The following is a 26,672-nucleotide window of genomic DNA, read 5'->3' as shown; positions in this document are numbered from 1 at the left end:
GCCTGTTCCCCCGGCCGTCGCACCACCGCCCCGGCCCGGAGGCGGGGGTCGTGGCGCGGCCCGCCGCACCCGCGTGCCGGGAGCCCGTTCTCCTCCGCCCCGTCGCCGCTTCGGCGGGGCCGGAGCGGCGACGGCGTCGTGCGGCCCTCAGCGTGGGCCGAGGAGGGTGAGGGCGGCCGGGGGGTGGGTGGGGCGGAGGGCGGTGAGGCGGGCGGTGGTGGTGCGGAGGGTGTCGGGGGTGAGGGCGCGGGGTGGCGGGGCGTCGGGGGCGAGGGTGAGCCGGGGGCGGTCGGCGGCGGCGAGGAGGAAGTTCCGGGCATCGCCCGGCGGCCCGGGCCGGCAGGTGGCGGTGGGGCTGTCCTGGACGGCGTACGGGGCGGTCTGGAGGCCCGCCGCGCGCAGGCCGGACTCGACCTGCCAGAGGCCGTCCGGGTCGCTCCCGGCGCGGACGGCGATCCGCCCGCCGGGGGAGAGCAGCCGGGTGGCGAGGCCGTAGAACTCCTGGGAGTGGAACTTGACCGGCCCGCCGTCGGCCGGGGCCGGGAGGTCGGCGAGCACCACGTCGTACGGCCCGTCCCCGCCGGGGGCGTCGGCGCCGCGCAGCCAGGCGAGCGGGTCGGCCGCGGTGGTGCGGACCCGGGGGTCGTCCAGCGCGTGGCCGTCGAGGGCGGCGAGCCCGGGGTCGGTGCGGGCCAGTCGGGGGAGGACGGGGTCGGCGTCGACCAGCCGGACGGTGCGGACGCCCCGGTGCCGCAGCACCTCCCGCAGGGCCGTCCCGTCGCCGCCGCCGAGCAGCAGGACCCGGGTGTCCGGGCCGGCCGCCATGGCGGGGTGGACCAGGCCCTCGCTGCTCCGGTACTCGTCGGGCCCGCAGACCGCGAGCCGGCCGTCCAGGTAGAGCCGGAGGGGGCCCTCGGCGGGGCCGGTGAGCACGATCTCCTGGTGCCGGCTGCGGATCGCGTAGCGGACCTGGTCGCCGTACAGGGCGTGCCGGGCGGCGCGTTCGACGGCCTCGGAGCCGGCCGCGGCCGCCGCGAGCAGGCCGAGGACCAGCAGGCAGCCGCCCCACAGCAGCCGGCGCATCCGGGGGGCCGGTTCCTCGGGGAACAGCCAGAGCACCACGGCGGCCCCGGCGACGGCGTTGACGGCGCCGGTGAGCAACGCGCCGTCGCCCGGCCCGAGGGCGGGCAGGATCAGGAACGGGAAGGCGAGGCCGCCGATCAGCGCGCCCACGTAGTCGGCGGCGAACAGGTCGGCGACGGCCCGCCCGGCGTCCTCGCGCCGGATCCGCTGGATGAGGGTCATCAGCAGGGGGATCTCGGCGCCGATCAGGATGCCGATCAGGCAGGTGAGGCCGACCATGGCGGCCTGGTAGCGGCCGAGCCAGGCCCAGCAGGAGTAGAGCGCGAGGACGGAGAGTCCGCCGGTGAGCGCGAGCGCGCACTCGACGGCGGCGAAGGCGGTGGCGGGCCGGCTGGTGAGCCGTTTGGCGAGCAGTGAGCCGAGGCCCATCGCGAACACCATGACGGAGAGCACGACGGAGGTTTGGGTGACCGTGTCCCCGAGCAGGTAGTCGCCGAGCGCCACGAGTTCGAGCTCGTAGACGAGTCCGCAGGCCGCGCAGACGAACGCGGCCAGCAGGACGGCCAGGCGGGCGAGCCGGGGGCGGGAGCGCAGCCGGGATGGACGGCGGGCGGGCAGGAGTGGGGCGAGGCCTCGCCCGGGCCGGGGTGGGGCGCCGTCGTCGAGGTCCACTCGCGGGCGTGCGGGCGGACCGGCCGGATGGTTGATCACGAACAAACGCTAGGGGACGTGCGGGACGGATCGCTGCGCCCATCCGACGGACAGTGAGCGACGTCGGATTGACGAACCGTTCCTGCGTACGATTCGCAGGCCCGCGCTGGACGGCCTACGGCCGGATCGGTGTTCCGGTCCGGGCTTCGGGCGGTCATCCCCCGGACACCACCAGCGAGGAGCGGGTGCACACCAGCTGCCCCTCCTGCGGGTAGGCGTGCCAGGTGCGCCAGAGCAGCCGGTCCGCGCCGCCCTGGGTGACCAGCGCGGTGAAGGCGCTCGGATCGCCCGGGAAGACCCCGGCGAGGCCGCGCGGGTGCCCCTCGACGAGGGCCAGCAGCTCCTGGGCGCGGGCCGCGAAGTCGTGCGGCGGCAGCGCCTCGATGCGGGCGGCGAACTCGTACTCCCAGCCGCAGACCTGCTTGGCCACCCGGGCCGGCAGCGGGGTGCGGCGGCCGGGCAGGCAGGCGACGGTCTCCAGGCACCGGCCGGGGCCCGCGTCGATCACCACCTGGTGGGAGGCGCCCAGCAGGCGCAGCTGGAGGGTGCCGGACGGGCCCGGGCGGCCGCCTCCGTCGAGTCTCAGGTCGCGGACGGCGAGCGCGGGCAGTGGGTCGCCGCCGAGGCACCAGGCGAGGTCACCGGCGCGGGTGTCCGTGTAGGAGGTCTGCAGTGTGGTGAGCATGCTCGGCTCCGCGTTTCAGCTCCGTGCGCGCCCGCCGAGCAGCAGCGACTAGGCCTAGGCGATGGCGAGGCTGTTCGTGGCTGTGCGGCCCTGGGCGCGGCCGACCGTGGAAGGAAGGATTCCGGCTGGAGATTCAGCAGCAGAGAAGCACGAATACGCCGGGTCCGCCGGTGATTTACCCAACTTTGTCAAGCATTCACCGTTTAGAGCACATCTGCTTCCCGGGTCTGATCGAGTCCATGTGCGAGTTTGCACAGCGCGCGCCCCTATCACCGGATCGTGCGCCGTGCGCGCCGGGTGTGCGCTGTTCGGGTGCAGCACACACCGCCGCCCTCCGGGCGCGGGGCGTGGAGGGCGGCGGGGGAACGCCTGGCGGGGCGGCCAGGATGTCTCGATTGAGGCAAACAGGCAAGCCGATCAAGGAAGTTGATGATCCATCAGAACTGGTGTCGGGGCATGGATGTTTTTGTTCGAAGGGAGTGAAAGGGGGCGTGCGGCCCCTCACAGGCGCTGTAGACGGGTGACGGCCTCCCGAAGAACCTCGTCCTTTTTGCAGAAAGCGAAGCGGACCAGGCTACGGCCGGCGTCCACGTCGTCGTAGAACACCGCGTTCGGAATGGCGACGACGCCGCAACGGCCGGGCAGGGCGCGGCAGAACTCGATGCCGTCCTTCTCGCCGAGCGGGGTGATGTCGGTGGTGACGAAGTACGTGCCCTCGGGCGTGAAGGCGCGGAAGCCGGCCGCGCCGAGGCCGTCGACCAGCAGGTCGCGCTTGCGCAGCAGGTCGGCGCGGAGGGTGTCGAAGTAGGCGTCGGGCAGCCGCAGCGCCTCCGCGACGGCGTACTGGAAGGGGCCGGCGCTGACGTAGGTGAGGTACTGCTTCGCGGTGCGCACGGCCGCGACCAGGTCCGGGCTCGCGGTGACCCAGCCGACCTTCCAGCCGGTGAAGGAGAAGGTCTTGCCGGCCGAGGAGATGGTGACGGTGCGCTCGCGCATGCCGGGCAGTGCTGCGAGCGGGTGGTGGACGGTGCCGAAGACGAGGTGCTCGTAGACCTCGTCGGTGATGACCAACAGGTCGTGTTCGACGGCAAGTTCGGCGATGCCGCGCAGTTCCTCGGGGGTGAGGACGGTGCCGGTCGGGTTGTGCGGGGTGTTGATCAGCAGCAGCCGGGTGCGCGGGGTGATCAGGGCGCGCAGCTCGTCGAGGTCGGGGCGGAAGGTCGGGGCCCGCAGGGTGAGCGGGCGGCGGGTGGCGCCGGCCATGGCGATGCAGGCCGCGTAGGAGTCGTAGAAGGGTTCGAGGGCGATCACCTCGTCGCCGGGCTCCAGCAGGGCCAGCAGGGCGGCGGCGATGGCCTCGGTGGCGCCGGCGGTGACCAGCACCTCGGTGTCGGGGTCGTACGAGAGGCCGTGGAAGCGCTGCTGGTGCTCGGCGATCGCAGCGCGCAGTTCGGGGACGCCGGGGCCGGGCGGGTACTGGTTGCCGCGGCCCTCGCGCAGGGCCCGTACGGCCGCCTCGCGGACCTCCTCGGGCCCGTCGGTGTCCGGGAAGCCCTGGCCGAGGTTGATCGAGCCGGTGGCCGTGGCCAGCGCGGACATCTCGGCGAAGACCGTCGTGCCCATCCGGGCCAGTCGGCGGTTCAGCAGTGGCCTGGTACCCATCGGTGGCTCCTCGCGGCTCGTCGTCAGGGCCATCCTGGGACAGCCGGGAGCCGGGGACAAGAACGGCCCGCCACCGGCGCGGAGGCGGTGGCGGGCCGGACCGGAGTGCCGGGAGCGGGATCAGGCCTCGTCGGTGCCCTCGGTGCCCTCGCCGTCCTCGCCCTCGATCTCGTTCTGGAGGCCGAGGCGCTCGACGATCCACTGCTCGAAGCCGACCGCGGCCTGGGTCCAGTTGGCGGTGGTGGTGACGAAGTAGTCCAGGTTGACGCCGGTGCCGACGATCATCTGGGCCTCGCCGATCAGGCGGACCACGCCGTCCTCGTGGGTGTGGGTGTACACCTTGGGCCAGAGGGTCTCGCGGTTCCACTCGTCGATCAGGTCGAGGATCTCGCCCTTCTTCTCCAGCGGGTACGCGCGGTCGTAGAAGGCGCGGACCGCGAAGAGCTCCTTCTGCTCGCCGCGGAACATGTAGTAGACGCGGAAGCCCTCCCAGGGGGCGGTGAGGTCGCCCTCCTCGTCCACGACGTGCTTGAGCTGCATCTGGTCCAGCAGCTGGGTGACCAGGGCCTGGTCCGGGACGATGACCGGCGGCGGGCCGGCCGGCCGACCGCCCTGGCCGCCGGGCTGGCCGCCCTGGGGAACGCCGAAGGACGGGATGGACGACGGGTCGATGCTCATGGGGGTCCTCTTCCTCAGTGCACGTGGTGGCCGGCAATGAGAGGCCGCCCTTTCCACCTCCCATCCTGCCTCATTCGGGGCTTCGCTCACAGGGGCAGCCGGGGGTGTGTGGATCTTCGTCCGGTGTTCGTCCCCCCGTTCTTCCATCCGTTCTTCCCGGCGTTCTTCCCCCGGTTCTCCCGGGTGCCGTCCGGCGGTTCCGGCGGCGGGTTCAAGGGGTGGCGGTCACGCAGGGTGCGCGGGGCGGGGGGCGGGCCGTCCGCGCCGGGCGCGTGAGTCACGTCACGCGCCCGGCGCGCCGGTTCGGCTGCCGCGCCGGCCGGTTGCGGTTAGCGTGCGACGGCACTCGCTTCGATCAAATCCCGGCCGGACCGGGGGAGTTGGGCCGTCCTGGGGTGGACTGGCCGGAATTGAGGGGGGAACAGGCGTGGGTGGAGCGGCGACGGGGGACGGCGCATCGCTCGGGGCGCTGCTGCGGAGCATCCGGCTGGACCGGGGCATGACGCAGGAGCAGCTGGGCGAGGCGACCGGGCTGAGCGTGCGGTCGATCAGGGACCTGGAACGGGGGCTCTCCTGCCCGCGGGTGTCCACGCTCCGGCTGCTGACCCAGGCCTGGGGCCTGCCGGACGCCCAGGTGGCCGAGCTGCACCGGCTGGCGCGCAGCCGGCGGGACCGGACGCGGCGGCTGCGGCAGGCGGCGAAGTGACGCCCGCCGGGTGAGGCCGCCCGGGTGACGCCGGGCGCGGAAGCGGAACGGGCCGCCCCGCCGCCGGAGCGGAGGGAGCGGCCCGTGCGCCGGACGCCCGGCCGTACTACTTCTCCAGCGGCCCCCGGCCGCGGACGGTGAGGCGGTCGCCCTCCTCGTCCCGCTCGACCACGACGGTGTCCCCGTCGTGCACCGCGCCGGAGAGGATCGCCCGGGCGAGCTGGTCGCCGATCGCGGACTGCACCAGCCGGCGCAGCGGGCGGGCGCCGTACGCCGGGTCGTAGCCGGTGAGCGCCAGCCAGTCGCGGGCGGCCTCGGAGACCTCCAGGGTGAGCCGCCGCTCCTGCAGCCGCTCGCCCAGGCGGGCCACCTGGAGGTCGACGATCCGGCTGAGCTCGTTGGTGCCCAGCGGTTCGAAGACCACGATGTCGTCCAGCCGGTTGAGGAACTCCGGCTTGAACGCGGACCGGACGGCGCCCAGCACCAGTTCCCGCTTCTCCGCCTCCGGGGTGGTCGGGTCGACCAGGTACTGACTGCCCAGGTTGGAGGTGAGGATCAGGATGGCGTTGCGGAAGTCCACCGTGCGGCCCTGGCCGTCGGTGAGCCGGCCGTCGTCCAGCACCTGGAGCAGGACGTCGAAGACCTCCGGGTGGGCCTTCTCCACCTCGTCCAGCAGGACCACGCTGTACGGGCGGCGGCGGACGGCCTCGGTGAGCTGGCCGCCCTCCTCGTAGCCGACGTACCCGGGCGGGGCGCCGACCAGGCGGGAGACCGAGTGCTTCTCGCCGTACTCGCTCATGTCGATCCGGACCATCGCCCGCTCGTCGTCGAACAGGAAGTCGGCCAGGGCCTTGGCGAGTTCGGTCTTGCCGACGCCGGTCGGGCCGAGGAAGAGGAAGGAGCCGGTCGGGCGGTCCGGGTCGGCGATGCCGGAGCGGGTGCGCCGCACCGCGTCCGAGACGGCCTGCACGGCCTCCTTCTGGCCGATCAGGCGCCTGCCCAACTCCTCCTCCATGCGCAGGAGTTTGGCGCTCTCACCCTCCAGCAGCCGGCCGGCCGGGATGCCCGTCCAGGAGGCGACCACGTCGGCCACGTCGTCCGGGCCGACCTCCTCCTTGACCATCGAGGCGGAGGCGTCCTGGTCGGCGGCGCGCTCCTGGGCGTCGGTGAGCTCCTTCTCGGCGGCCGGGATCTCGGCGTACATCAGCTTGGACGCCCGCTCGAAGTCACCGTCCCGCTGGGCGCGTTCGAGCGCGCCGTGCAGGTCGTCCAGCCGCTCCTTGAGCTCGCCGACCCGGTTGAGGCTCTTCTTCTCCTGCTCCCAGCGCGCCGTCAGCACGCTCAACTGCTCGTTCCGGTCGGCGAGGTCGCGCCGCAGCCGGGCCAGCCGGTCCACCGAGGCCGGGTCCGACTCCTTGTCCAGGGCGAGCTCCTCCATCCGCAACCGGTCGACGGAGCGCTGGAGTTCGTCGATCTCGACCGGGGAGGAGTCGATCTCCATCCGCAGCCGGGAGGCCGCCTCGTCGACCAGGTCGATCGCCTTGTCGGGCAGGAAGCGGGAGGTGATGTAGCGGTTGGACAGGGTGGCCGCGGCGACCAGCGCGGCGTCCGAGATCTGCACCTTGTGGTGCGCCTCGTACCGGCCCTTGAGCCCGCGCAGGATGGCGATCGAGTCCTCCACGCTGGGCTCGCCGACCAGCACCTGCTGGAAGCGGCGCTCCAGGGCGGGGTCCTTCTCGATCCGCTCGCGGTACTCGTCCAGCGTGGTGGCGCCGACCATCCGCAGCTCGCCGCGGGCCAGCATCGGCTTGAGCATGTTGCCCGCGTCCATCGCGGAGTCGCCGCCGGCGCCCGCGCCGACCATGGTGTGCAGCTCGTCGATGAAGGTGACGACCTGGCCGTCGGAGGACTTGATGTCGTTGAGGACGGCCTTCAGCCGCTCCTCGAACTCGCCGCGGAACTTGGCGCCCGCGACCATCGCGCCGAGGTCCAGCGCGACCAGCCGCTTGCCGCGCAGCGACTCCGGCACGTCGCCGGCCACGATGCGCTGGGCCAGGCCCTCGACCACGGCGGTCTTGCCGACGCCGGGCTCGCCGATCAGCACCGGGTTGTTCTTCGTCCGGCGGGAGAGCACCTGGACCACCCGGCGGATCTCGTGGTCGCGGCCGATCACCGGGTCGAGCTTGCCGTCCCGGGCGGCCTGGGTGAGGTCGGTGCCGTACTTCTCCAGGGCCTTGTAGGTGCCCTCCGGGTCCGGTGAGGTGACCTTGCCGCTGCCCCGGACGTCCTTGAACGCCGCGAGCAGCGCCTTCGGCGTGGCGCCCTGGTGCACCAGCAGCTCGGCCACGGCGCCGCCCTCGGCGGCCAGGCCGACCATCAGGTGCTCGGTGGAGACGTACTGGTCGTCCAGGTCGTCCGCGCGCTTGCCGGCCTCGGTGAGCACCGCGATGGTGTCCCGGGCGAGCTGCGGCGCGGCGACCGTCGAGCCCATCGCGCTGGGCAGCGCGGCGGCCTGGCGGCGGGCCTCGGTGTCGACCCGGGCGACGTCCGCCCCGACCGCCTCCAGCAGGGGCCGGGCGATGCCCTCGGGCTGCTCCAGCAGGGCGATCAGGATGTGCACCGGCCTGACGTCCGGGTTGCCGGCCGTGCCCGCCTGCCGGATCGCGGCGGCCAGGGCGTCCTGCGTCTTGGTGGTGAACTTGCTGGCGTCCACTGCTGGGGAGTCCTCCCTCGTCGTCCTTCACTACTGCTACGTACAGCATGCACTATGTTGAGTCTATTCCGCTCAACTTTTGCTCGTCGGATTCCGGACGGCCGTCCGCCGGGTCAGCCCCAGCAGCTCCCGGGCCGGCCCGCCCGGCCGCTGCCCGGCCGGCCAGACCGCGCGCAGCGGCCGTCGCAGGTCCAGTTCCCGCGCCAGCGGCACCTCGACCAGCCGTCGGGTGGCCAGCTCCTCCGTCACCGCCAGCTCACTCAGGCAGACCGGCCCCGCCCCGGTCATCGCCGCCGCCTTCAGTGCGGTGGACGAGGCCAGCTCCATCCGGGGCCGCGCCACGCCCCCGTACGGCCGCAGGGCCGTCTCCAGCACCTCCCTGGTCCCCGAGCCGGGCTCGCGCAGCGTCAGTGGGGTGGCCGCCAGCTCGGCCCCGGTCAGCGGGGCGCGGCGCCGGGCCCAGGGATGGCCCGGCGCGACCACGACCACCAGCCGGTCCGCCGCGACCACGGCGCCGGCCAGCCCGGGCGGCGTGGACGGGCCCTCGACGAAGCCGAGGTCGGCGTCCCCGGCCAGGACGTGCCCGGCGACCTCCGCCGAGTTCGCCGTCCGCAGCGTCACCGCCGTCCCCGGGCTGGCCTCGGACAGGCTCAGCAGCCAGCCGGGCATCAGGTACTCGGCGACGGTCAGGCTGGCCACCACCCGCAGCTTGGCGTCCCGCCGCTCGCGCAGCGCGTCGATCCCGGCGTCCAGGGCCTGCGCCGCCTCCACCACCTGCCGGGCCCACTCGACCACCAGTCGGCCCGCCTCGGTCGGCCGGCTGCCCCGGGGCGAGCGGTCCAGCAGCGGGACGCCGATCTGCCGCTCCATGCCCTTGATCCGGGCGCTGGCGGTCGGCTGGCTGACGCCCAGCTCGGCCGCCGCCCGTCCGACGCTGCCCAGCCGGGCCACCGCGAGCAGCAGTTCCAGGGCGCCGAGTTCGGGGACGTGCGAGGAGAGGGCCATAGGTTCAGGCTATGCCCCCATAGGAGCCCCGGCGCTACCGGCCGCCCGGCCCACCGGCGACGGTAGGGGCATGTCCACTTTGGCCGGTATCCGCCCCCTCGCCCGCCCCGCCGCCGTCCGCCCCCGGCCGGACCTCGCCCAGCTCGGCCCCAACTGGTACGCCGCCGTGATGGGCACCGCGATCCTGGCGAACGGCGCCGCCGTCCTCCCGGTGCGGCTGCCCGGGCTGACCGGCTTCGGCGAGGTGATGTGGGCGCTCGCGCTGGCCGCCCTGCTGGTGCTGGTCGGGGCCCGGCTGGTCCACCTCACCCGGCACCGCGAGGCGGCCCGCGCCCAGCTGCTGGACAACCCGGCCACCGCGGTCTTCTACGGCTGCCCGCCGATGGCGCTGCTGGCGGTCGGACTGGGCACCCTGCTGCTCGGCTCCCGGGTCATCGGCACCGGCCCGGCGGTCGCCCTGGACGCGGTGCTGTGGACCCTCGGCACGGTGTACGCGCTCGCGGTGGCCGGCGGCATCCCGTACCTGATGATCACCCGGCACCCGGTCTCCGCCCTGGAGGCCAACCCGACCTGGCTGCTGCCGGTCGTCGCCCCGCTGGTCGGCTCCGCCTGCGGCCCCGCGCTCGTCCCCCACCTGCCGGCCGGGACGCCCCAGCAGGCCATGCTGTACGGCTGCTGGGCGCTGTTCGGGGTCGGCCTGCTGGCCACCCTGGTGCTGCTGCCGGTGGTGTTCACCGGGCTGTTCCACAGCAAGCTGCCCGCCCTGGCGCTCACCCCCTCGCTGTTCCTGGTGCTCGGCCCCCTCGGCCAGTCCGTCACCGCGGTCCACCAGCTCGCCGACGCCGCCCGCCCGGTGCTGCCCGCGCTGGCGCCCGCCATGGTCGACCTCGCCGAGCTGTACGGGGTGGCGGTGATCGGCGTCGCGATGCTCTGGCTGGCCGTCGCGCTCACCGCCAACCTGCGCGCCCGGCGGGCCGGGATGCCGTTCGCGATGACCTGGTGGGCGTACACCTTCCCGGTCGGCACCTGCGTCACCGGCGCCTCGGCGCTCGCCCGGCACACCGGCTTCGCGGGCTTCAGCGGGCTGGCCCTCGGCCTGTACCTGCTGCTGGCGCTCGCCTGGGTGCTCGCCGCGGGCGGCACCGCGGCCGGGCTGGCCCGGGGCCGGCTGCTCGGGCGGGTCTGACGGCCGGGGCGGGTCCGACGGCCGGGGCGGGTCCGACGGCCGGGGCGGGTCCGACGGCCGGGGTGGGTCCGAGGCCTCCCGCCGTCGCGCCCCGACGCACGGCCCGGGAACACGCCGCCGGTGCAGGAACGTGCAGCGCCGGGGCACCGCGCCCGGCCGCCCGGCGCGGCCGCCGGGGGCACCGACACCCCTCACCGGCCGCGATTCCCACCGGAGTCCGCCCCACCGCCCGGGGCGCCGAAGCCGGGCCGGCTGCAGATAGCTGCAATTGCGCGAACCTGCACTCGGGCGACACTTGTTCACCGGCCGTCACGCTGTGAGGGTGGAGGCACGCCAAGTCGTCCGGGCAACCGCAGCCCGATGACGGCGGCTGGCTCTTCATGCTGACCGCAGGTGCGACTCGCGCACCGGTGGAACGGGGGGGAAGAGCACCGGACCGGGGGCCATGTGTGGTGATGGCCTCCGGACCGGACCCGTCGAGGCGTTGCTGCTCCGCCTCGACGGGAGCGCTTGGGCTTGGCGTACCGATGGCGGCCCCCGGACGAACCGGCGTGCGACGGCACCCGGCCCGGGGGCCCGCCGCACCAACCGGTACCGTGACCGCCGGTTCCATGATCACGCCGTACCGGCCCACCGGTACCGCGGGCCCCCGGCCCGTCGGTGCCACGGCCCGCGCGGCGGGGAGCACGGGCAGTACCAGGGGACAGGCGTCCGGCAGGGAGAGTGCGACGTGACGGGGGACCCGGCGGCCACACCGCACCACGGGCCGGTGGGCGAGGAACCCGACGAGGCCGCCCGGCAGCTCTACCTGGCCATCATCGCCGAGGGCGGCCGCGTCCCCACCGCCGAGGTCGCGGACGTCGACCGGGGCGCGCTGCAACAGCTCATCGACATCGGCCTGTTGATGGTCAACCGGATGGACCGCTGCTACACCGCGGTCAGCCCGCGTTCGGTCAGCGACCGCCTCGGCGCCGAACTGCGCAGCGAGGCCACCCGGCTGCTGGTCCGCGCGGAGAACCTCCCGGGCGCCCTGGACGGCCTCACCAGGGCCTACGACGCGATGCCCCGACCGACCGACCGGGCCGGCGCCGCCGTGCACGTCGAGGGGCACGTCCACATCCGCCAGCGGATCTCCCAGCTGGTCTCCGACTGCCGCTCCGAGGTGCTCACCGCGCAGCCCGGCCACCGGCCCGCCGACACCCTCCAGGTCGCCCTCCTCCAGGACGTCCAACTGCTGCAGCGCGGCTGCTCGTTGCGCACCATCTACCAGCCGGTCGCGTTCGCCGACCCGCCCGCGCTCGCCTACGCCGAGGAGGTCACCCGGCACGGCTCGCTCATCCGCGTGCTCGACGAGCCCTTCCAGCGGCTGATCGTCTTCGACCGCTCCGTCGCCGTGATCTCCGCCAACGACGACAACAGCACCGCCGCCTTCATCACCGACCCGGCCACCATCACCTACCTGGTCGGCGGCTTCGAACGCGACTGGGCCCGCGCCGACACCGCCGGGGCCGCCCTCGGCCAGGGACCCGCCCGCACCGTCCCCGACCGGGTCGGCCGGCTGCTCGCCCGCGGCCTCACCCAGCGGGCCGTCGCCACCCGGCTGGGCCTGAGCGAGCGCACCGTCGCCGCCCACATCTCCCGGCTGCGCGACCGCTACGGCGCTCAGACCCTCTTCCAACTCGGCTGGCTGATGCGAGGCGCCCGCGATGACCGATGAACCGGGCCCGGCCGAGCGGGCCCTCTACCTCGTCGCCGTCCGGGGCGGCGGCCGGCTGCGCCCGGACGACCTCGCCCCCGCCGACCGCCCGGCCCTGGCCGCGCTCGTCGCCCGCGGCCTGCTCACCCCCACCGCCACCGGCTGGACCGCCGCCGGCCCGCGCGCCCTCGGCGACCGGATCGGCGTCGAACTGCGCACCCGCGCCCTGCGGCTGCTGCGGCACGCCGAGCGGCTCCCGGCCGTGCTCGGCCCGCTGGCCCGCGCCTACGACGAGGCCCGCCACCCGGTCGGAGCCCCGCCCCCGGGCCCCTCGGCCGCGCGCCCCGGGACCGGCGCCGTCCTCGACGCCGCCGAGGTCCGCGGGCGGATCAGCGAGCTCGTCTCGGAGTGCCGCGAGGAGGTGCTGGCCGCCCAGCCGGGGCTGCGTCCGCTCGAAGGGCTTCGGATGGCCCTCGCCCAGGACCTCTCGCTGCTCCGCCGCGGCTGCGCGCTGCGTACCGTCTACCAGTCGGTCACCCTCGCCGACCCCGCCGTGCGGAGCCAGGTGGCCCTGCGCACCGGACAGGGCGCCCAGGTCCGGGTCCTCGCCGAACCGTACGAGCGGGTGCTGGTCTTCGACCGGGTGGTGGCCGTCATCCCCGCCGCCGAGGACCGCAGCCGGGCCGTCTTCCTCACCGACCCCACCACCGTCGCCTTCCTGGTGGCCCAGTTCGAACGCGACTGGGCCCGCGCCACCCCCGCCGACGGCCACCTCGATCCGCCGTCCGTCACCACCGTCCGGATCGGCCGGCTGCTCGCCCGCGGCCTCACCCAGCGGGCCGTCGCCACCCGGCTGGGCGTCAGCGAGCGCACCGTCGCCGCCCACATCTCCCGGCTGCGCGACCGCTACGGCGCCCGCACCCTCTTCCACCTCGGCTGGCAGCTGCGGGGCGAGCACCGTGACTGACCCCGCCGCCACCGCGCTCCGCGCCGCCCACCTTCCGGATCCGCCGGAGGGCCGCGTCCGGGCCCACGACGCGGCGACGGCCACGGAAGCGGGCCCGCGGATCCGGGTCCCCGGCGCCGGCTCCGGCCGGACGCCGGTGCTCGACCGCGCCGTCGCCGTGATCCCGGCGACCCCGGACGACGGGGTCGCCGCCATGGTGGAGGATCCGGCGGCGGTCACGTACCTGCTGGGCGTCTTCGAGCGGCGCCGGCGGCAGGCCCAAGTCGTGGACCGGGTCGCGCTGTTCGACGGTGCGAGGGGGCCCGCCAGCCACGAGGAGGCCGGACGGCCGCGCGCTCGGGGGCTCACGCAGCGGGCGATCGCCGGCCGGACGGGGCTGGGCGGGCGCACCGTCGCCGGTCACCTCGCCCGGCTGCGTGAGCCGTACGACGCGGAGGCGCCGTTGCGACCGGGCCGGCGGACACGGGCAGCCGGGCCGGGACGTGACGGTCGCTCAGCCGGTGGCGGCGCCGGTCGGCCAGTAGCCGGGGACCGGGGGCTGCTGCCGGGGGACGTTGAACTGCTCGCCGGGGGCGGTCCAGAAGCCCTCGCGCAGGGAGAGCGCCATGCCCGCCCAGTCGAGTGCGGTCTCGACCGTGTGGTTGAGGGCCTCCTGCGACCAGGTGTCGTCGAAGACCAGCGGCAGGACGGGGGCGACCTGCTCGATGGTGGCGATCAGCGGGTTGTGGGTGATGGCCTCGTCGACCAGGAGGACGATGGGCTTGCGCAGCGCCGACGCCCAGCCGAGCTCCAGGCTCACGCCGGCCGAGAGGGGGGCCCCGACGTAGGCGAACACGAGGTCGGCGGACTGGAGGGCGCGGAAGTCGGAGGGGACGCGGGGCTCCGGCGCGCGGCCGGAGACGGTCCAGGCGTCACTGTGGTGCGCGCTGTACACGGCGGCGCCGCTGCGCAGCAGGGTGGTGCGGAGCGTCGTCAGCCGCGTCCGGCTGGCGAGCGTCACCACACTGTCGGCCGGCCCGGTCAGTCGCATCAGGGGGGCGGCCAGGAACACACGTGCACGCCGACCCTCAGGGGCCTGGCTGTCGTGGTGACGCAGGTAGGGCTCGGTCATGTCGACTCCGGGGAAAGGCCGACCGGGTGGTGATGTGGTGCCGGCGGGCGCTGAGGACAGTGGTTTTTGAGTCTGCGAGCGGAAGAGATCCGGCAGATATTTGACGGTACAGCGGCAAGTTCGCTATCTGTGCTGGACCATTGGGAGCGAACTGATCGTCTATCAGCGCGCGCGGCCGCGTCCAGCGTCCCGCCCTGTCATCTGGATGCCTGGCAGAGAGATGACGCTCCGGCCGGGGGGAGTGGGGATGGCACTCTCGCGGAAGGTGCGGCATCATGTGGACGCCAGTGCTATTGATTCGGTCCTAGGTGTTCGAGAGTTTGGAGGGTGGGTCCGTGTCTCTGCGTCGACTCGTCTGCAAGGCTGCGCTTCCGATCCTCATCGGCATGGCGGTTCTGACCGGAGTCTCCTTCCCGTCCGACGGCGGGCACGCGGCTGTGAGCACCAGTGCGCTGGCGGCTGTCGCCGACGACCTGCACTGGGGCTGAAATCCGGTTCCACGGCTCGATCGGGACGGGGCGGGCGTGAAGGCTGAGCCTTTCGCGCCGGGTGGGGCGGGATTCGGCGGCCGCCCTCAGCCCAGTTCCGGTCTCGTCGACCGGCCGAGCGCGTAGCCCAGCTGGAAGAGGGAGTCGACGTGGTACTCCTCCCTCAGTTCCGCGATGTGGCGCGCCAGGGTGCGCTCACTGATGCCCAGCCGTCGTGCGATGACCCGGTGGTTCGTCCCGGCGAGCATCAGGTCGATGATCGTCTGGCGCAGTCTGGAGACGACTTGTTGGGGGACGGAACGGTCCCCGTCGAATTCCAGGGCCCGGTTCCAACTCCGCTCGAAGACCTCCTCGATGAGGAAGCTGACGATGGCCGGATCGTGGATGAACGCCGCCAGGTCGTCGTCCACCACCGGAATCACGGCCAGCTTGCGGTCCACGATGATCAGCCGGGCGTACGGCTCGTCCAGGGTGCGGAACTGCCACCCTTCCTCGGTCAGCTTCGCGACGTAGTCCCGGGTCGCCTGGTGGTAGCGGGTGCTCGCGTTGTAAATGGTGCGCATCGACGCGCCGTGGCGGAGAATCTCCAGGTCGCGCGCCAGGAAAGACGTCAGCATTTCCGCCGGGCGGGGTCCGCCGGGCTGCATCGACAGGCCTTCCGTGACTCCCGCGGCGGCCGACTGCTGAAGTCTCTGATTTATCCGCGCTTTCCCGTGGATGTATTCGATGGCCCCACCCGTCGTGTCGGGGGCGTGAAATGCCTCGGCGAGTTCGCTGAGGTCGCCGGGCAGCGATACCGCTCTGGAGAGCAGATCGAGGGCCTGACGCTGCCAGGTGGAACTCAGACTGTCGGCGAGTTGGGCCGGATCGACCGCGAGCAAAGCGCCCGGATCGTCGCTGTCGGGTATGAGCAGTCCGAGTTTCAACAATTCATCGAGGGCCGGGACACTGGTGGCCGGACACGCGCTCCGGAAGAGACGACCGTTCTCGTTGACGGCCTGCAGGTAGAGCTTTCGGGCGTCCTCGGACAGGACGCGCGATCCGCTGAATGCAGCCCCCGCGTGCTCTCGCCCACTCATCTCGGCTCCTAGTGTTGACCGGGAAGTAGTCAACGCGACTGTCGTCTTCTGTGGCAAGAATCCTAGGTGGCGCTGACCGGGTGCCTTGCCGCCCGCAGATCGACCGTGCCGGCCCGATAGAGCACTCTCTCACCAACACCGAGCCGCCGGCACCCCCCGAGAGGAGGGGCCGGCGGCTCGGTGGATCCGTCAGGTCAGCGCTTGGGACGCCAGACGACGAGCGCGCTGGACTGCGGGGTGGGGGGCTGGTACGGGACGAGGTCGCGGCGGTAGGACGCGTGGACGGCGGCCTCGCGCTGCTGGAGGGCGGCGGCGGCGCCTTCCAGCGAGTCGACCAGCTCCGCGACGCGGGACCGGAGGGCGGTGACCTGGTTCTCCAGCTCGATGATCCGCTTGATCCCCGCCAGGTTGATGCCCTCGTCCTGGGAGAGCCGCTGGACCTCGCGCAGCTGCTGGATGTCGCGCGCGGAGTAGCGGCGGCCCCGGCCGGCGGTGCGGTCGGGGCAGACCAGGCCGAGGCGGTCGTACTGGCGCAGGGTCTGCGGGTGCAGACCGGACAGTTCGGCGGCCACGGAGATGACGTACACCGGGGTGTCCTCGGTGAGCACGTACGTCGGCGGGGCCGCGGCGGCCCGGCGGGTGCGGCGGGCGCCGGCGCCGGGCAGGCCCTCGCCGAGGCCGGAGCCGATCGGGGTGTCGGGGTCGATCGGGTTCATCGGGGACATCTGGTCGTCACGCTCCCTTCGCCGCCCTGAACAGGTCGGCTCGCGGATCGTCGGAGGCGGTGGCCTCGCGGTACTGCTCCAGGGCGCTCAGCGCGTCGCCGGTGACGTGCTGCGGCACCACGACCTCGACGGTGACGAGGAGGTCGCCGCGGGTGCCGTCCTTGCGGGTGGCGCCCTTGCCGCGGGCGCGCATGGTGAGGCCGTTGGCGCTGCCCGGGGGCAGCTTGAGCTTCACGGCCGGGCCGTTCAGCGTGGGCACCTCGATGGTCGCGCCGAGCGCCGCCTCGGGGAAGGCGACGGGGACGGTGACGGTGAGGTTGTCGCCCTTGCGGCCGAACACCGGGTGCGGGTCGACGTGCACGGTGACGTAGAGGTCGCCGGGCTGCCCGCCGCGCTCGCCCTGGGCGCCCTTGCCCTTGAGCCGGATGCGCTGGTCGGCCTGGACGCCGGCCGGGATCCGGACCTGCATGGTGCGGGCCGAGCTGGCGCGGCCGCTGCCGTGGCAGTCGGGGCACGGGTCGTCGACGATCATGCCCCGGCCGCGGCAGTCCTTGCACGGCTCGGAGAGCGCGAAGGCGCCCTGGCCGCGGCTGACGGTGCCCGCGCCGACGCAGGTCGGACAGACCCGCGGGGTGGTGCCGGCCTTGGCCCCGGTGCCGTTGCAGCCGCGGCAGGGGGCCTGGCTGGTCATCCGCAGCGGGACGGTCGCGCCGTCCACCGCCTCCTCGAAGGAGAGCGTCACCTCGGTCTCGACGTCGGCGCCGCGCCGGGGCTGGGCCTGGCGGGTGCCGCCGCGGTTGAAGAGGCCGCCGAAGACGTCCCCGAGGCCGCCGCCGCCACCGCCGCCGCCCTGGCTGCCGCTGAAGAGGTCGCCGAAGTCGAAGCTGTAGCTGCCCGTGCCGCCGGGGCCGCCGGCCCGGAAGCCGCCGTTGGCGAAGAGGGTGCGGGCCTCGTCGTACTCCTTGCGGCGCTTCTCGTCGGAGAGGACGTCGTACGCCTCGGAGATGTCCTTGAACCGCTCCTCGGACTTGGCGTCACCCTTGTTGGCGTCGGGGTGGAACTCGCGCGCGAGCTTGCGGTAGGTCTTCTTGATCTCGGTAGCGGTGGCGTCCTTGGGCACGCCGAGGACCTTGTAGTAGTCCTTCTCGACAAAGTCCTTGCCACTCATGCGTCCACCTCGCTGCGCTCGGCAGCCGCTGAGCGGTTCACGCGCCTCTCGATTGTTCGCTCGCTGCGCTCGCTCACGGCTTCCGCCACCTCCCGAGTTCCATCGTCACAGAGCTGTCAACAGCCGCTGGGTGTAAGACCGTTGACAGAGCGCTGCGGAGCCGGCCGCCGTACTGGCCGGCGTACGACTCCGCAGCGCACTGGTTGTCAGCTGTCACAGGTTGTCAGCTGTCCGAGCCACCGTCGGACTTGTCCTTGTCGGTGGACTTCGCCTCGGCGTCCGAGGGCGCCTGGCTGCCGGGCTGGGGCTCGGCGACGGCCACCATCGCCGGGCGGATGATCCGCTCGCCGATGCGGTAGCCGGGCTGGAGGATCTGCACGCAGGTGTCCTCGGTGACGTCCGAGGAGTAGCTGTGCATCAGCGCCTCGTGCATGGTCGGGTCGAAGGGCTCGCCCTCCTTGCCGAACTGCTGCAGGCCCAGCTTGGCGACGACCGTCTCCAGCGACTCGGCGACGGACTTGAAGCCGCCCGTGACCTCGCCGTGCTCGCGGGCGCGGCCGATGTCGTCCAGGACCGGGATCAGCGACTCCAGGATGTTGGAGACGGCGATCTCGCGGACGGTCAGCCGGTCGCGCTCGACCCGCTTGCGGTAGTTCTGGTACTCGGCCTGGAGGCGCTGGAGGTCGCCGGTGCGCTCGGCGAGCTCCCGCTTGGCGGCGGCGAGCTCCTCCGAACCGGAGTCCCCGGAGCCGGCCGAGGCGGCCTCCTCGGCAGCCTTGATCACGGCCTCTTCGGCGGCGGAGTCGTCGCCGGGCTTGCCGCCCTGCGGCTTGTCCGTCATGCCGCACCGCCCTTGGGCTTCTCGTCGTCCACGATCTCGGCGTCGACGACGTCGTCGTCCTTGGCCTGGGCGGAGTCACCGGAGCCGGCGGCACCGGCGGTGGCGTCGGCGTTGGCGTACAGCGCCTGGCCGAGCTTCTGCGCGGTGGTGGAGACCTTCTCCGAGGCCTCGCGGATCTTCGCGATGTCCTCGCCCTTCAGGGCCTCCTTGAGCTCGCCGATGGCGGTCTCGACCTCGGTCTTGACGTCGCCCGGCAGCTTGTCGGCGTTGTCGGCGATGAACTTCTCGGTCGAGTAGACGAGCTGCTCGGCGGAGTTGCGCGTCTCGACGGCCTCGCGGCGCTTGTGGTCGTCCTCGGCGTACTGCTCGGCCTCGCGGCGCATGCGGTCGACCTCGTCCTTCGGCAGCGAGGAGCCGCCGGTGACGGTCATCTTCTGCTCCTTGCCGGTGCCGAGGTCCTTGGCACCGACGTGCATGATGCCGTTGGCGTCGATGTCGAAGGTGACCTCGATCTGCGGCAGGCCGCGCGGCGCCGGCGGCAGGCCGGTCAGCTCGAACATGCCGAGCTTCTTGTTGTACGCGGCGATCTCGCGCTCGCCCTGGTAGACCTGGATCTGCACGGACGGCTGGTTGTCCTCGGCCGTGGTGAAGATCTCGGAACGCTTGGTCGGGATCGTGGTGTTGCGCTCGATCAGCTTGGTCATGATGCCGCCCTTGGTCTCGATGCCGAGGGACAGCGGGGTGACGTCGAGCAGCAGGACGTCCTTGACCTCGCCCTTCAGGACACCGGCCTGGAGCGCGGCGCCGATGGCGACGACCTCGTCCGGGTTGACGCCCTTGTTGGCGTCCTGGCCGCCGGTCAGCTCCTTGACGAGCTCGGCGACGGCCGGCATGCGGGTCGAGCCACCGACCAGGACGACGTGGTCGATCTCGGAGAGCGAGATGCCGGCGTCCTTGATCACGTTGTGGAACGGGACCTTGCAGCGCTCCAGCAGGTCCGCGGTCAGCTGCTGGAACTGGGCGCGGGTGAGCTTCTCGTCCAGGTGCAGCGGGCCCTCGGCGGAGGCCGTGATGTACGGCAGGTTGATCGAGGTCTCGGAGGACGAGGACAGCTCGATCTTCGCCTTCTCGGCGGCCTCGCGCAGACGCTGGAGGGCCATCTTGTCCTTGGACAGGTCGACGCCGTGGCCGGCCTGGAAGACCTTGACCAGGTGGTCGACGACGCGCTGGTCCCAGTCGTCACCACCGAGGTGGTTGTCACCGTTGGTGGCCTTCACCTCGACGACCCCGTCGCCGATCTCCAGCAGGGAGACGTCGAAGGTGCCGCCGCCGAGGTCGAAGACCAGGATGGTCTGGTCGTCCTTGTCGAGGCCGTACGCGAGGGCGGCCGCGGTCGGCTCGTTGACGATGCGCAGGACGTTCAGGCCCGCGATCTCGCCGGCCTCCTTGGTGGCCTGGCGCTCGGAGTCGTTGAAGTACGCCGGGACGGTGATGACGGCGTCGGTGACGGTCTCGCCCAGGTACGCCTCGGCGTCGCGCTTCAGCTTCTGCAGCACGAAGGCCGAGATCTGCTGGGGGTTGAAGTCCTTGCCGTCGATGTTGATCTTCCACCCGGTGCCCATGTGGCGCTTCACCGAGCGGATGGTGCGGTCGACGTTGGTGACCGCCTGGCGCTTGGCCACCTCGCCGACCAGGACTTCGCCGTTCTTGGCGAAGGCGACGACGGACGGCGTGGTCCGCGCACCCTCGGCGTTCGTGATGACGGTGGGCTCGCCACCCTCCAGAACGCTGACGACCGAGTTCGTCGTACCGAGGTCGATGCCGACCGCGCGTGCCATCGTAGATACCTCCACGGAAGAGTTGAGCTTTACGGGCTCAAGGATGCACGACCCGATGGGCGGCGTCAACAGGCATGAGTGCGAGACGCTCAACTTTGCTGAGCCGGAGCCTCGGCCGCGGGGCTCGGAGGTGGGCTCCGAGCCCCCGGGAGCCCCCGCCACGCCGTGGCGGGGGGTGCGCCCACGTGACTGCCGCCATAGCTTGGGAATCTTCTGGAGAACTGTTGCCCACCGGTAATGTCCGGGCCGTCGGCCCGGCAAGTTACCGACCAGTACACTCAGTTCCAAAGACCCTGAGAACCGCAGAGCCTGCTCAACCGCAAAGCCGCAGGAGACGGAGAGCCGATGCAGCTAGCAGCGATCGTCATCTCGCTGGTCACATTCGTGATCGGCACCGCGCTCGCCGCCCGTGCGGCGCTGTACATCTACAAGGTGGTCCGCACCGGTGCGGACGACTCCACCCGCTTCGGGCAGCCCGCCCAGCGGGTGAAGACCGTCGCGACCGAGTTCGTCGGCCACACCAGGATGAACCGCTGGGGGGTCGTCGGCGTCGCCCACTGGTTCGTCGCGGTCGGCTTCTTCAGCCTGGTGCTGACCATCGTCAACGCGTTCGGTCAGCTCTTCGACGCCGACTTCGCGCTGCCGATCATCGGCCACTGGATGATCTGGCAGCTCTTCGTCGAGCTGATCGGCACCCTGACCACGCTGGGCATCCTGGTCCTGATCGTGATCCGGCTGATGAGCCTGCCGTCCAGGTCCGGCCGCAAGTCCCGGTTCGCCGGCTCGATCGCCTGGCAGGCCTTCTACGTCGAGTACACGATCCTCGGCATCGGCCTCTGCATCCTGATGCTGCGCGGCCTTGAGGGCGCCCTCAACGGCGTCGACTCGTACGGGCCGGAGCACCTGGTCTCGTACCCGCTGGTCTCCGCGCTGAGCGGCCTGTCGCACGGCACGCTGGAGAACCTGATCTACCTGTTCGCGATGCTGAAGATCTGCATCTCGTTCGCGTGGGCGACCACCATCGGCCTCAACCCCTCGATGGGCGTGGCCTGGCACCGCTTCCTCGGCTTCTTCAACATCTACTTCAAGCGCGAGGAGGACGGCGGCACCGCGCTCGGCGCCCTCCGTCCGATGACCAGCAACGGTCAGCCGATCGACTTCGAGGACCCGGCCGACGACGCCGTCTTCGGCGTCTCCCAGGTCGAGCACTTCTCCTGGAAGGGCATCCTCGACTTCTCCACCTGCACCGAGTGCGGCCGCTGCCAGTCGCAGTGCCCGGCCTGGAACACCGGCAAGCCGCTCTCGCCGAAGCTGCTGATCATGAGCCTGCGCGAGCACGCCTACGGCAAGGCGCCGTACCTGCTGGCCGGCGGCGGCAAGGACATGGAGGGGGAGGAGAAGGCCACCTCAGAGCAGCTCAAGGACGTCCCGGCGGCCGCCCTGGCCGAGGCCGAGCGCCCGCTGATCGGCACCGCCGAGGAGAACGGCGTCATCGACCCGGACGTGCTGTGGTCCTGCACCACCTGCGGCGCCTGCGTCGAGCAGTGCCCGGTGGACATCGAGCACATCGACCACATCGTCGACATGCGCCGCTACCAGGTGATGATCGAGTCCTCGTTCCCGACCGAGGCCGGGACGATGCTCAAGAACCTGGAGAACAAGGGCAACCCGTGGGGCATGGCCACCAAGGCCCGCCTGGACTGGGTCAAGGAGCTCAAGAAGGAGACCGGCATCGAGGTGCCGGTGATCGGCGAGGACATCGACCCCGCCGAGGTCGAGTACCTCTACTGGGTCGGTTGCGCCGGCGCCCTGGAGGACCGCGCCAAGAAGACCACCAAGGCCTTCGCCGAGCTGCTGCACACCGCGGGCGTGAAGTTCGCGATCCTCGGCAAGGAGGAGTCCTGCACCGGTGACTCCGCCCGCCGCCTGGGCAACGAGTTCCTGTTCCAGATGCTCGGCGCGCAGAACGTGGAGACGCTGAACGCGGCCCTGGAGGACGCCCCGGTCAAGCGGATCGTGGCCACCTGCCCGCACTGCTTCAACACCATCGCCAACGAGTACCCGCAGCTGGGCGGCCACTTCGAGGTCATCCACCACACCCAGCTGCTGCAGCACCTGATCGACGAGGGCAAGCTCGTCCCGGTCAACCCGGTCGAGGGCCTGATCACCTACCACGACCCCTGCTACCTGGGCCGCCACAACAAGGTCTACAGCCCGCCGCGCGAGATCATGGACAAGGTCCCCGGTCTGCGCCAGCAGGAGATGCACCGGCACAAGGAACGCGGCTTCTGCTGCGGCGCCGGCGGTGCCCGGATGTGGATGGAGGAGCGCATCGGCAAGCGGATCAACACCGAGCGCGTGGACGAGGCGCTGTCGCTCAACCCGGACATCGTCTCCACCGCCTGCCCGTTCTGCCTGGTGATGCTCTCCGACTCGGTCAACGGCAAGAAGAACGAGGGCGCGGCCAAGGAGCACCTGAAGGTGGTCGACGTGGCCCAGCTGCTGCTCGACTCGGTGAAGGCCCAACCGCCGGCCGGGAGCGAGGAACAGCCCGCGACGGTGGACGCGTAACAGCCGCCGCTGAGCCCGCTGTTCGACAGTTCTGCTACAACTGCCCGGCCCGGTGGACGCCGTGAACGCGCCCGTCGGGCCGGGCTTTCGGTTGGCGCGGACGGCCCCCGCGGGTACGGCGGGCGTACGGCGGGTGACGGCAATCGCACAGGCGCCGGACGGGCATTCGGTCGGAAGCAAATACAGTAGGCCCGGACCGGCTTCGTGCCGGTCCACCCGTTCCGGACGGAAGCCCCGGACGGGTGGCGACCCGCGCCGGCCGGACGGCCGGGTCCAGACCGACGACGAGGTGTCGGCCCACCGGGCCGGGCCGCAGAGACCACAAGGGGAACAGCGCAGACCATGACCGAGGCGATCATGCTGGTCGGTGGTAAGGGCACGCGACTGCGTCCGCTGACCACCCACACCCCCAAGCCGATGCTGCCGGTGGCAGGCGTCCCGTTCATCGCGCACCAGTTGGCCCGCGCGGCCGCCGCCGGCGTCACCCGCGTCGTGCTGGCCACCTCGTACCTGGCCGAGGTGTTCGAGGACCACTTCCAGGACGGCACCCCGTACGGCATCGAGCTGGTCTACCTGACCGAGCGCGAGCCGCTGGGCACCGGCGGCGCCATCCGCAACGCCGCCTCCGGCCTGACCTGCGGCCCGGACGAGCCGGTCCTGGTCTTCAACGGCGACATCCTCTCCGGCGTCGACATCGCCGCCCTGCGCGACGGCCACGTGGCCGCCGGGGCCGACGTCACCCTGCACCTGACCCGGGTCGAGGACCCGCGCGCCTTCGGCCTCGTCCCGACCGACGAGGACGGGCGGGTGCTGGAGTTCCTGGAGAAGCCGGAGACCCCGGAACAGATCGTCACCGACCAGATCAACGCCGGCTGCTACGTCTTCACCCGGTCCGTGATCGACCGCATCCCGGCCGACCGCGAGGTGTCCGTCGAGCGCGAGACCTTCCCCGAGCTGCTGGCCACCGGTGCGCTGCTGCGCGGCGTCGTCGACACCTCGTACTGGCTGGACCTGGGCACCCCGGCGGCCTTCGTCCGCGGCTCGGCGGACCTGGTGCTCGGCAAGGTCGACTCCCCGGCCGTCCCCGGCCCGACCGGCGACGCCCTGCTGCTGCCCGGCGCCACCGTCCACCCGGGCGCGGTGCTCAGCGGCGGCACCGTGGTCGCCGAGGACGCGGTGGTCGAGGCCGGCGCGATCGTCGAGGGCAGCGTGATCCTGCCGGGCGCGGTCATCGGCCCGGACACCCTGGTCAAGGACTCGATCGTGGGCGCCTTCGCCACCGTCGGCGACCGCTCGGCGCTGGACGGCGCGGTGATCGGCGACGGCGCGATCGTGGAGTCGGACAACGAGCTGCCGAACGGCATCCGGATCGCCTGCGGCACCCTGCTGCCGGTCGGCGCCGTCCGCACCTCGGCCGGCCCGGGCGGCTGCCCGGCCGGCACCAGCGCGGCCGCGGCGGTGCACGGGCCGTCGGTCGGCGCGCAGCGGTAACGCCCGCGGGGGCCGGGGCGTCCGCGGGGGCCCTCGGTCCCGTTCGTCTCAGCCTCGCTGCAAACCGGCCCCGGGTCCGTCCCGGGCCGACGCGGGCCGGGCCGGGCGGGTACCTTCGGACCGTGGCTGGTAATCGATACGACAGCGGTCAGGGCGCGAACCGTCCGCACGGCGGATGGTCTGCCCCTCCGCCGCCGCCCGGGGGGCACGCGGCGACGGACGGGCCGGAGTACTTCACGGCCCCGCACCCGGCGGCGCCGGGTCGGTCCGGTGGTCCCGGCGGCACGCCCGGCGGGCCCACCGGTGGGCCGGGGCGCCCGGCGGCGGGGGACGGGTACGACCCGTACGCGGCGGACCGCCCCGGGAACACCAGGGCCTTCCCGGTCGGCGACCCGTACGCGGGCGGCGGCCCGTACCCGCAGCAGCCGCCCTACCAGGGGCACCCGGGCCAGGAGCACGGCTACTACGACGACGGCCACGGGCAGCAGCCGCCGTACGGGCCCGCGCAGGGCTACGGCCCCGACGGGGGCTACGGGCCGGACCAGGGTTACGGCCCGGCCGCGGGCTACCGGTCGGACCAGGGTTACGGCCCGGACGCGGGCTACGGGCCCGACGGGGGCTACGACCAGCAGCCGTACGGCCAAGACAACGTCGCCGTCTACCGGGCCGGCGGCCAGTCCGCCCCGCACGTCGCCGGGCCCCGGCCGCACTGGCGCGAGCTGTTCACCGGCCTGTTCCGCAGCCCGACCGCGATCTTCGACCGCACTCGCGACCACCAGGTCTGGCTGCCCGCCCTCACCGTCTCGCTGCTGTACGGCGCGCTCGCGGTGCTCGGCATAGGGCTGACCCACGACGACATCGTCAACTCGACCTTCACCGTGGCACTGACCGGCATCCTCGCCGCCGCCGTCTGCTTCACCGTGGCCGGGGCGCTCTTCGGCGGGGTCACCTACGCGCTGGCCCGCCAGCTGGGCGGCGACGGCCCGTGGAAGGCGACCGTCGGCCTGGCCGCGCTGATCGGCTGGCTCACCGACACGCCCCGGCTGCTGCTCGACCTGGTGCTGCCCTCAGGCAGCGTCGTCGTCCAGGTCGTCGGGTGGGCCACCTGGGCGCTCTGCGCCTACCTGCTGACCAGCATGGTCCGGCGGCTGCACGACCTGCCCTGGGGCAAGGCCGCGGCCGCCTCGGCGGTGCAGCTGGTCGCGCTGCTGGTGCTGATCAAGCTGCCGACGCTGGGCTGAGGCCCTCCACGGACGAGGGGCAGAATGGGGGCGGGCCGCGGCCGAGCGCCGGGCCCGCCCCACCCTCGTCGTCCTACCTCACCGGAGCCAGGCCATGACCCTCCCCACCACCCACGTCAGCTTCCCGGCCGGGGCGGTGACCGGCGAGTCCCCGGTGCTCGCGGTGCACCCGCTGGCCGACGGACGGTACGCCGTCGTCACCGAGGCGACCCCGTTCCACCCGCTCGACCACACCTGGCCCGACCAGCCGGCCGACCACGGCACCCTGACCGTGGACGGCACCGAACTGGCCGTGGTCGACTGCCTGACCGGCGCCGTCGGCCCCGAGGGCGGGGAGCTGCTGGTCGGCGCCGACATCCCGGTCCGGCGCGGCGACGAGGAGTGGTCCTGGCTGGTCCTCCACGTCCTGGACAGCGACCCCGGCGACATCGTCGGCCGCACCGCCGCGCTCGCCGTGGACGCCGAGCGCCGGGGCGCCCTCAGCGCCTCACACAGCGGCTGCCACCTGCTCGCCCTCGCCCTGAACGCCGCGCTCGCCCCGCGCTGGCGCAAGGATCCGGGCCGCTCGGACGCCTTCGGCCACCCGGACTTCGACAGCCTCGCCATGGCGAGCTCGGTGATGGACACCGCGGCCAGCACCGACACCTACCGGCTCGGCAAGTCGCTGAAGAAGAAGGGCTTCACGGCGGACGCCACCGAGGAGTTCCCGGCCCTCGCCGACGCCCTGCCGGCCCTCACCGAGGCCGTCAACGCCCGGCTCGCCGCCTGGGTCGCCGCCGACGCCCCGGTCCGCATCGAGGTGCCCGGCCCCGAGCTCACCGCCCGCCGCCAGTGGCACTGCGAGCTGCCCGAGGGCGGCGCGCAGATCTTCTGCGGCGGCACCCACCTGCACCACCTCGGCGAGCTGGCCGAGCTGCGCACCGAGCTGCGGCTGTCCGAGGACGGCACCGAGCTGGTCGCCGTCACCAGCCCCAAGCGGGCCTGAGAACGCCGCGGGCGGCCACCCCTCGTCCGTCCTCGGATGGGG

Annotated in this window: 19 protein-coding genes and 1 pseudogene; 8 read left to right on the top strand and 12 right to left on the bottom strand. The window is 72.9% G+C overall.

Features of this window, described 5'->3' with window-relative positions:
• Window positions 1-147: 147 nt before the first annotated feature.
• The 4 genes from ACWDBB_RS02240 to ACWDBB_RS02225 form a co-directional block, all read right to left on the bottom strand.
• The gene (locus tag ACWDBB_RS02240) at window positions 148-1,794 is read right to left on the bottom strand and encodes a polyamine aminopropyltransferase (RefSeq protein WP_449787837.1); all 1,647 of its coding nucleotides are present in this window, start codon (window positions 1,792-1,794) and stop codon (window positions 148-150) included.
• Between the two features lie 154 nt (window positions 1,795-1,948).
• Window positions 1,949-2,479 carry a DUF2617 family protein gene (locus ACWDBB_RS02235; protein WP_449787836.1) on the bottom strand — a complete coding sequence of 177 codons (531 nt, stop codon included), beginning with the start codon at window positions 2,477-2,479 and terminating at the stop codon, window positions 1,949-1,951.
• A gap of 501 nt (window positions 2,480-2,980) precedes the next feature.
• On the bottom strand, window positions 2,981-4,141 hold the full coding sequence (locus ACWDBB_RS02230; RefSeq protein WP_449787835.1) for a pyridoxal phosphate-dependent aminotransferase: 1,161 nt from the start codon (window positions 4,139-4,141) through the stop codon (window positions 2,981-2,983).
• 120 nt (window positions 4,142-4,261) lie between these two features.
• A complete protein-coding gene (locus ACWDBB_RS02225; RefSeq protein ID WP_449787834.1) occupies window positions 4,262-4,819 on the bottom strand; it encodes a YbjN domain-containing protein in 558 nt (185 codons plus the stop codon).
• 427 nt (window positions 4,820-5,246) lie between these two features.
• Between ACWDBB_RS02225 and ACWDBB_RS02220 the strand changes: the two genes are divergently transcribed.
• Window positions 5,247-5,525 (top strand): helix-turn-helix domain-containing protein, encoded by a 279-nt coding sequence (locus tag ACWDBB_RS02220; protein WP_449787833.1) that lies wholly within the window; start codon window positions 5,247-5,249, stop codon window positions 5,523-5,525.
• Window positions 5,526-5,631: 106 nt separating this feature from the next.
• Here the strand turns inward: ACWDBB_RS02220 and clpB are convergent, their stop codons facing one another.
• Both clpB and ACWDBB_RS02210 read right to left on the bottom strand, forming a co-directional pair.
• Complete coding sequence (gene clpB / locus ACWDBB_RS02215; protein WP_449787832.1) at window positions 5,632-8,238, bottom strand: ATP-dependent chaperone ClpB; 2,607 nt, start codon at window positions 8,236-8,238, stop codon at window positions 5,632-5,634.
• 72 nt (window positions 8,239-8,310) lie between these two features.
• Window positions 8,311-9,243: a LysR family transcriptional regulator gene (locus ACWDBB_RS02210; RefSeq protein ID WP_392923073.1), complete on the bottom strand. Its 933-nt coding sequence runs from the start codon at window positions 9,241-9,243 to the stop codon at window positions 8,311-8,313.
• 70 nt (window positions 9,244-9,313) lie between these two features.
• On the opposite strand from ACWDBB_RS02210, the gene ACWDBB_RS02205 reads away from it, so the two are divergent.
• The 3 genes from ACWDBB_RS02205 to ACWDBB_RS02195 all read left to right on the top strand — a co-directional run bounded on the left by ACWDBB_RS02205 (window position 9,314) and on the right by ACWDBB_RS02195 (window position 13,092).
• Entirely contained in the window at window positions 9,314-10,429 is a 1,116-nt protein-coding gene (locus ACWDBB_RS02205; protein WP_449787831.1) for a TDT family transporter, read from the top strand.
• Between the two features lie 730 nt (window positions 10,430-11,159).
• A complete protein-coding gene (locus ACWDBB_RS02200) occupies window positions 11,160-12,146 on the top strand; it encodes a LuxR C-terminal-related transcriptional regulator (RefSeq protein WP_449787830.1) in 987 nt (328 codons plus the stop codon).
• The gene (locus tag ACWDBB_RS02195) at window positions 12,136-13,092 is read left to right on the top strand and encodes a LuxR C-terminal-related transcriptional regulator (protein ID WP_449787829.1); all 957 of its coding nucleotides are present in this window, start codon (window positions 12,136-12,138) and stop codon (window positions 13,090-13,092) included. The genes ACWDBB_RS02200 and ACWDBB_RS02195 overlap by 11 nt, the downstream gene beginning before the upstream one ends.
• Window positions 13,093-13,585: 493 nt before the next feature.
• On the opposite strand, the gene ACWDBB_RS02190 is transcribed toward ACWDBB_RS02195, so the two are convergent.
• From ACWDBB_RS02190 to dnaK, 6 genes are all read right to left on the bottom strand, one after another.
• Window positions 13,586-14,203: a hypothetical protein gene (locus tag ACWDBB_RS02190; protein WP_449787828.1), complete on the bottom strand. Its 618-nt coding sequence runs from the start codon at window positions 14,201-14,203 to the stop codon at window positions 13,586-13,588.
• Window positions 14,204-14,777: 574 nt separating this feature from the next.
• The gene (locus tag ACWDBB_RS02185) at window positions 14,778-15,770 is read right to left on the bottom strand and encodes a hypothetical protein (protein WP_449787827.1); all 993 of its coding nucleotides are present in this window, start codon (window positions 15,768-15,770) and stop codon (window positions 14,778-14,780) included.
• 194 nt (window positions 15,771-15,964) lie between these two features.
• Complete coding sequence (locus ACWDBB_RS02180; protein WP_449787826.1) at window positions 15,965-16,495, bottom strand: heat shock protein transcriptional repressor HspR; 531 nt, start codon at window positions 16,493-16,495, stop codon at window positions 15,965-15,967.
• 7 nt (window positions 16,496-16,502) lie between these two features.
• Window positions 16,503-17,663 (bottom strand): molecular chaperone DnaJ, encoded by a 1,161-nt coding sequence (gene dnaJ, locus ACWDBB_RS02175; RefSeq protein ID WP_449787825.1) that lies wholly within the window; start codon window positions 17,661-17,663, stop codon window positions 16,503-16,505.
• A 223-nt stretch (window positions 17,664-17,886) separates the two neighbouring features.
• Window positions 17,887-18,504: a nucleotide exchange factor GrpE gene (gene grpE, locus ACWDBB_RS02170; protein WP_449787824.1), complete on the bottom strand. Its 618-nt coding sequence runs from the start codon at window positions 18,502-18,504 to the stop codon at window positions 17,887-17,889.
• Window positions 18,501-20,342 (bottom strand): molecular chaperone DnaK, encoded by a 1,842-nt coding sequence (dnaK, locus tag ACWDBB_RS02165; protein ID WP_449787823.1) that lies wholly within the window; start codon window positions 20,340-20,342, stop codon window positions 18,501-18,503. Before dnaK ends, grpE begins: the two co-directional genes overlap by 4 nt.
• A 345-nt stretch (window positions 20,343-20,687) precedes the next feature.
• On the opposite strand from dnaK, the gene ACWDBB_RS02160 reads away from it, so the two are divergent.
• The 4 genes and pseudogenes from ACWDBB_RS02160 to ACWDBB_RS02145 all read left to right on the top strand — a co-directional run bounded on the left by ACWDBB_RS02160 (window position 20,688) and on the right by ACWDBB_RS02145 (window position 26,630).
• Window positions 20,688-22,913: a heterodisulfide reductase-related iron-sulfur binding cluster gene (locus ACWDBB_RS02160; RefSeq protein ID WP_449787822.1), complete on the top strand. Its 2,226-nt coding sequence runs from the start codon at window positions 20,688-20,690 to the stop codon at window positions 22,911-22,913.
• A 342-nt stretch (window positions 22,914-23,255) separates the two neighbouring features.
• Window positions 23,256-24,329, top strand: a pseudogene (locus ACWDBB_RS02155) (sugar phosphate nucleotidyltransferase); the annotation flags it as partial.
• Between the two features lie 197 nt (window positions 24,330-24,526).
• The gene (locus tag ACWDBB_RS02150; RefSeq protein ID WP_449787821.1) at window positions 24,527-25,645 is read left to right on the top strand and encodes a YIP1 family protein; all 1,119 of its coding nucleotides are present in this window, start codon (window positions 24,527-24,529) and stop codon (window positions 25,643-25,645) included.
• A gap of 94 nt (window positions 25,646-25,739) precedes the next feature.
• Window positions 25,740-26,630: a metal-dependent hydrolase gene (locus ACWDBB_RS02145; RefSeq protein ID WP_449787820.1), complete on the top strand. Its 891-nt coding sequence runs from the start codon at window positions 25,740-25,742 to the stop codon at window positions 26,628-26,630.
• The last annotated feature ends 42 nt before the right edge of the window (window positions 26,631-26,672 follow it).

This window comes from Kitasatospora sp. NPDC001095, assembly GCF_053598615.1.
This window is presented reverse-complemented; position numbering and strand designations above follow the sequence as displayed.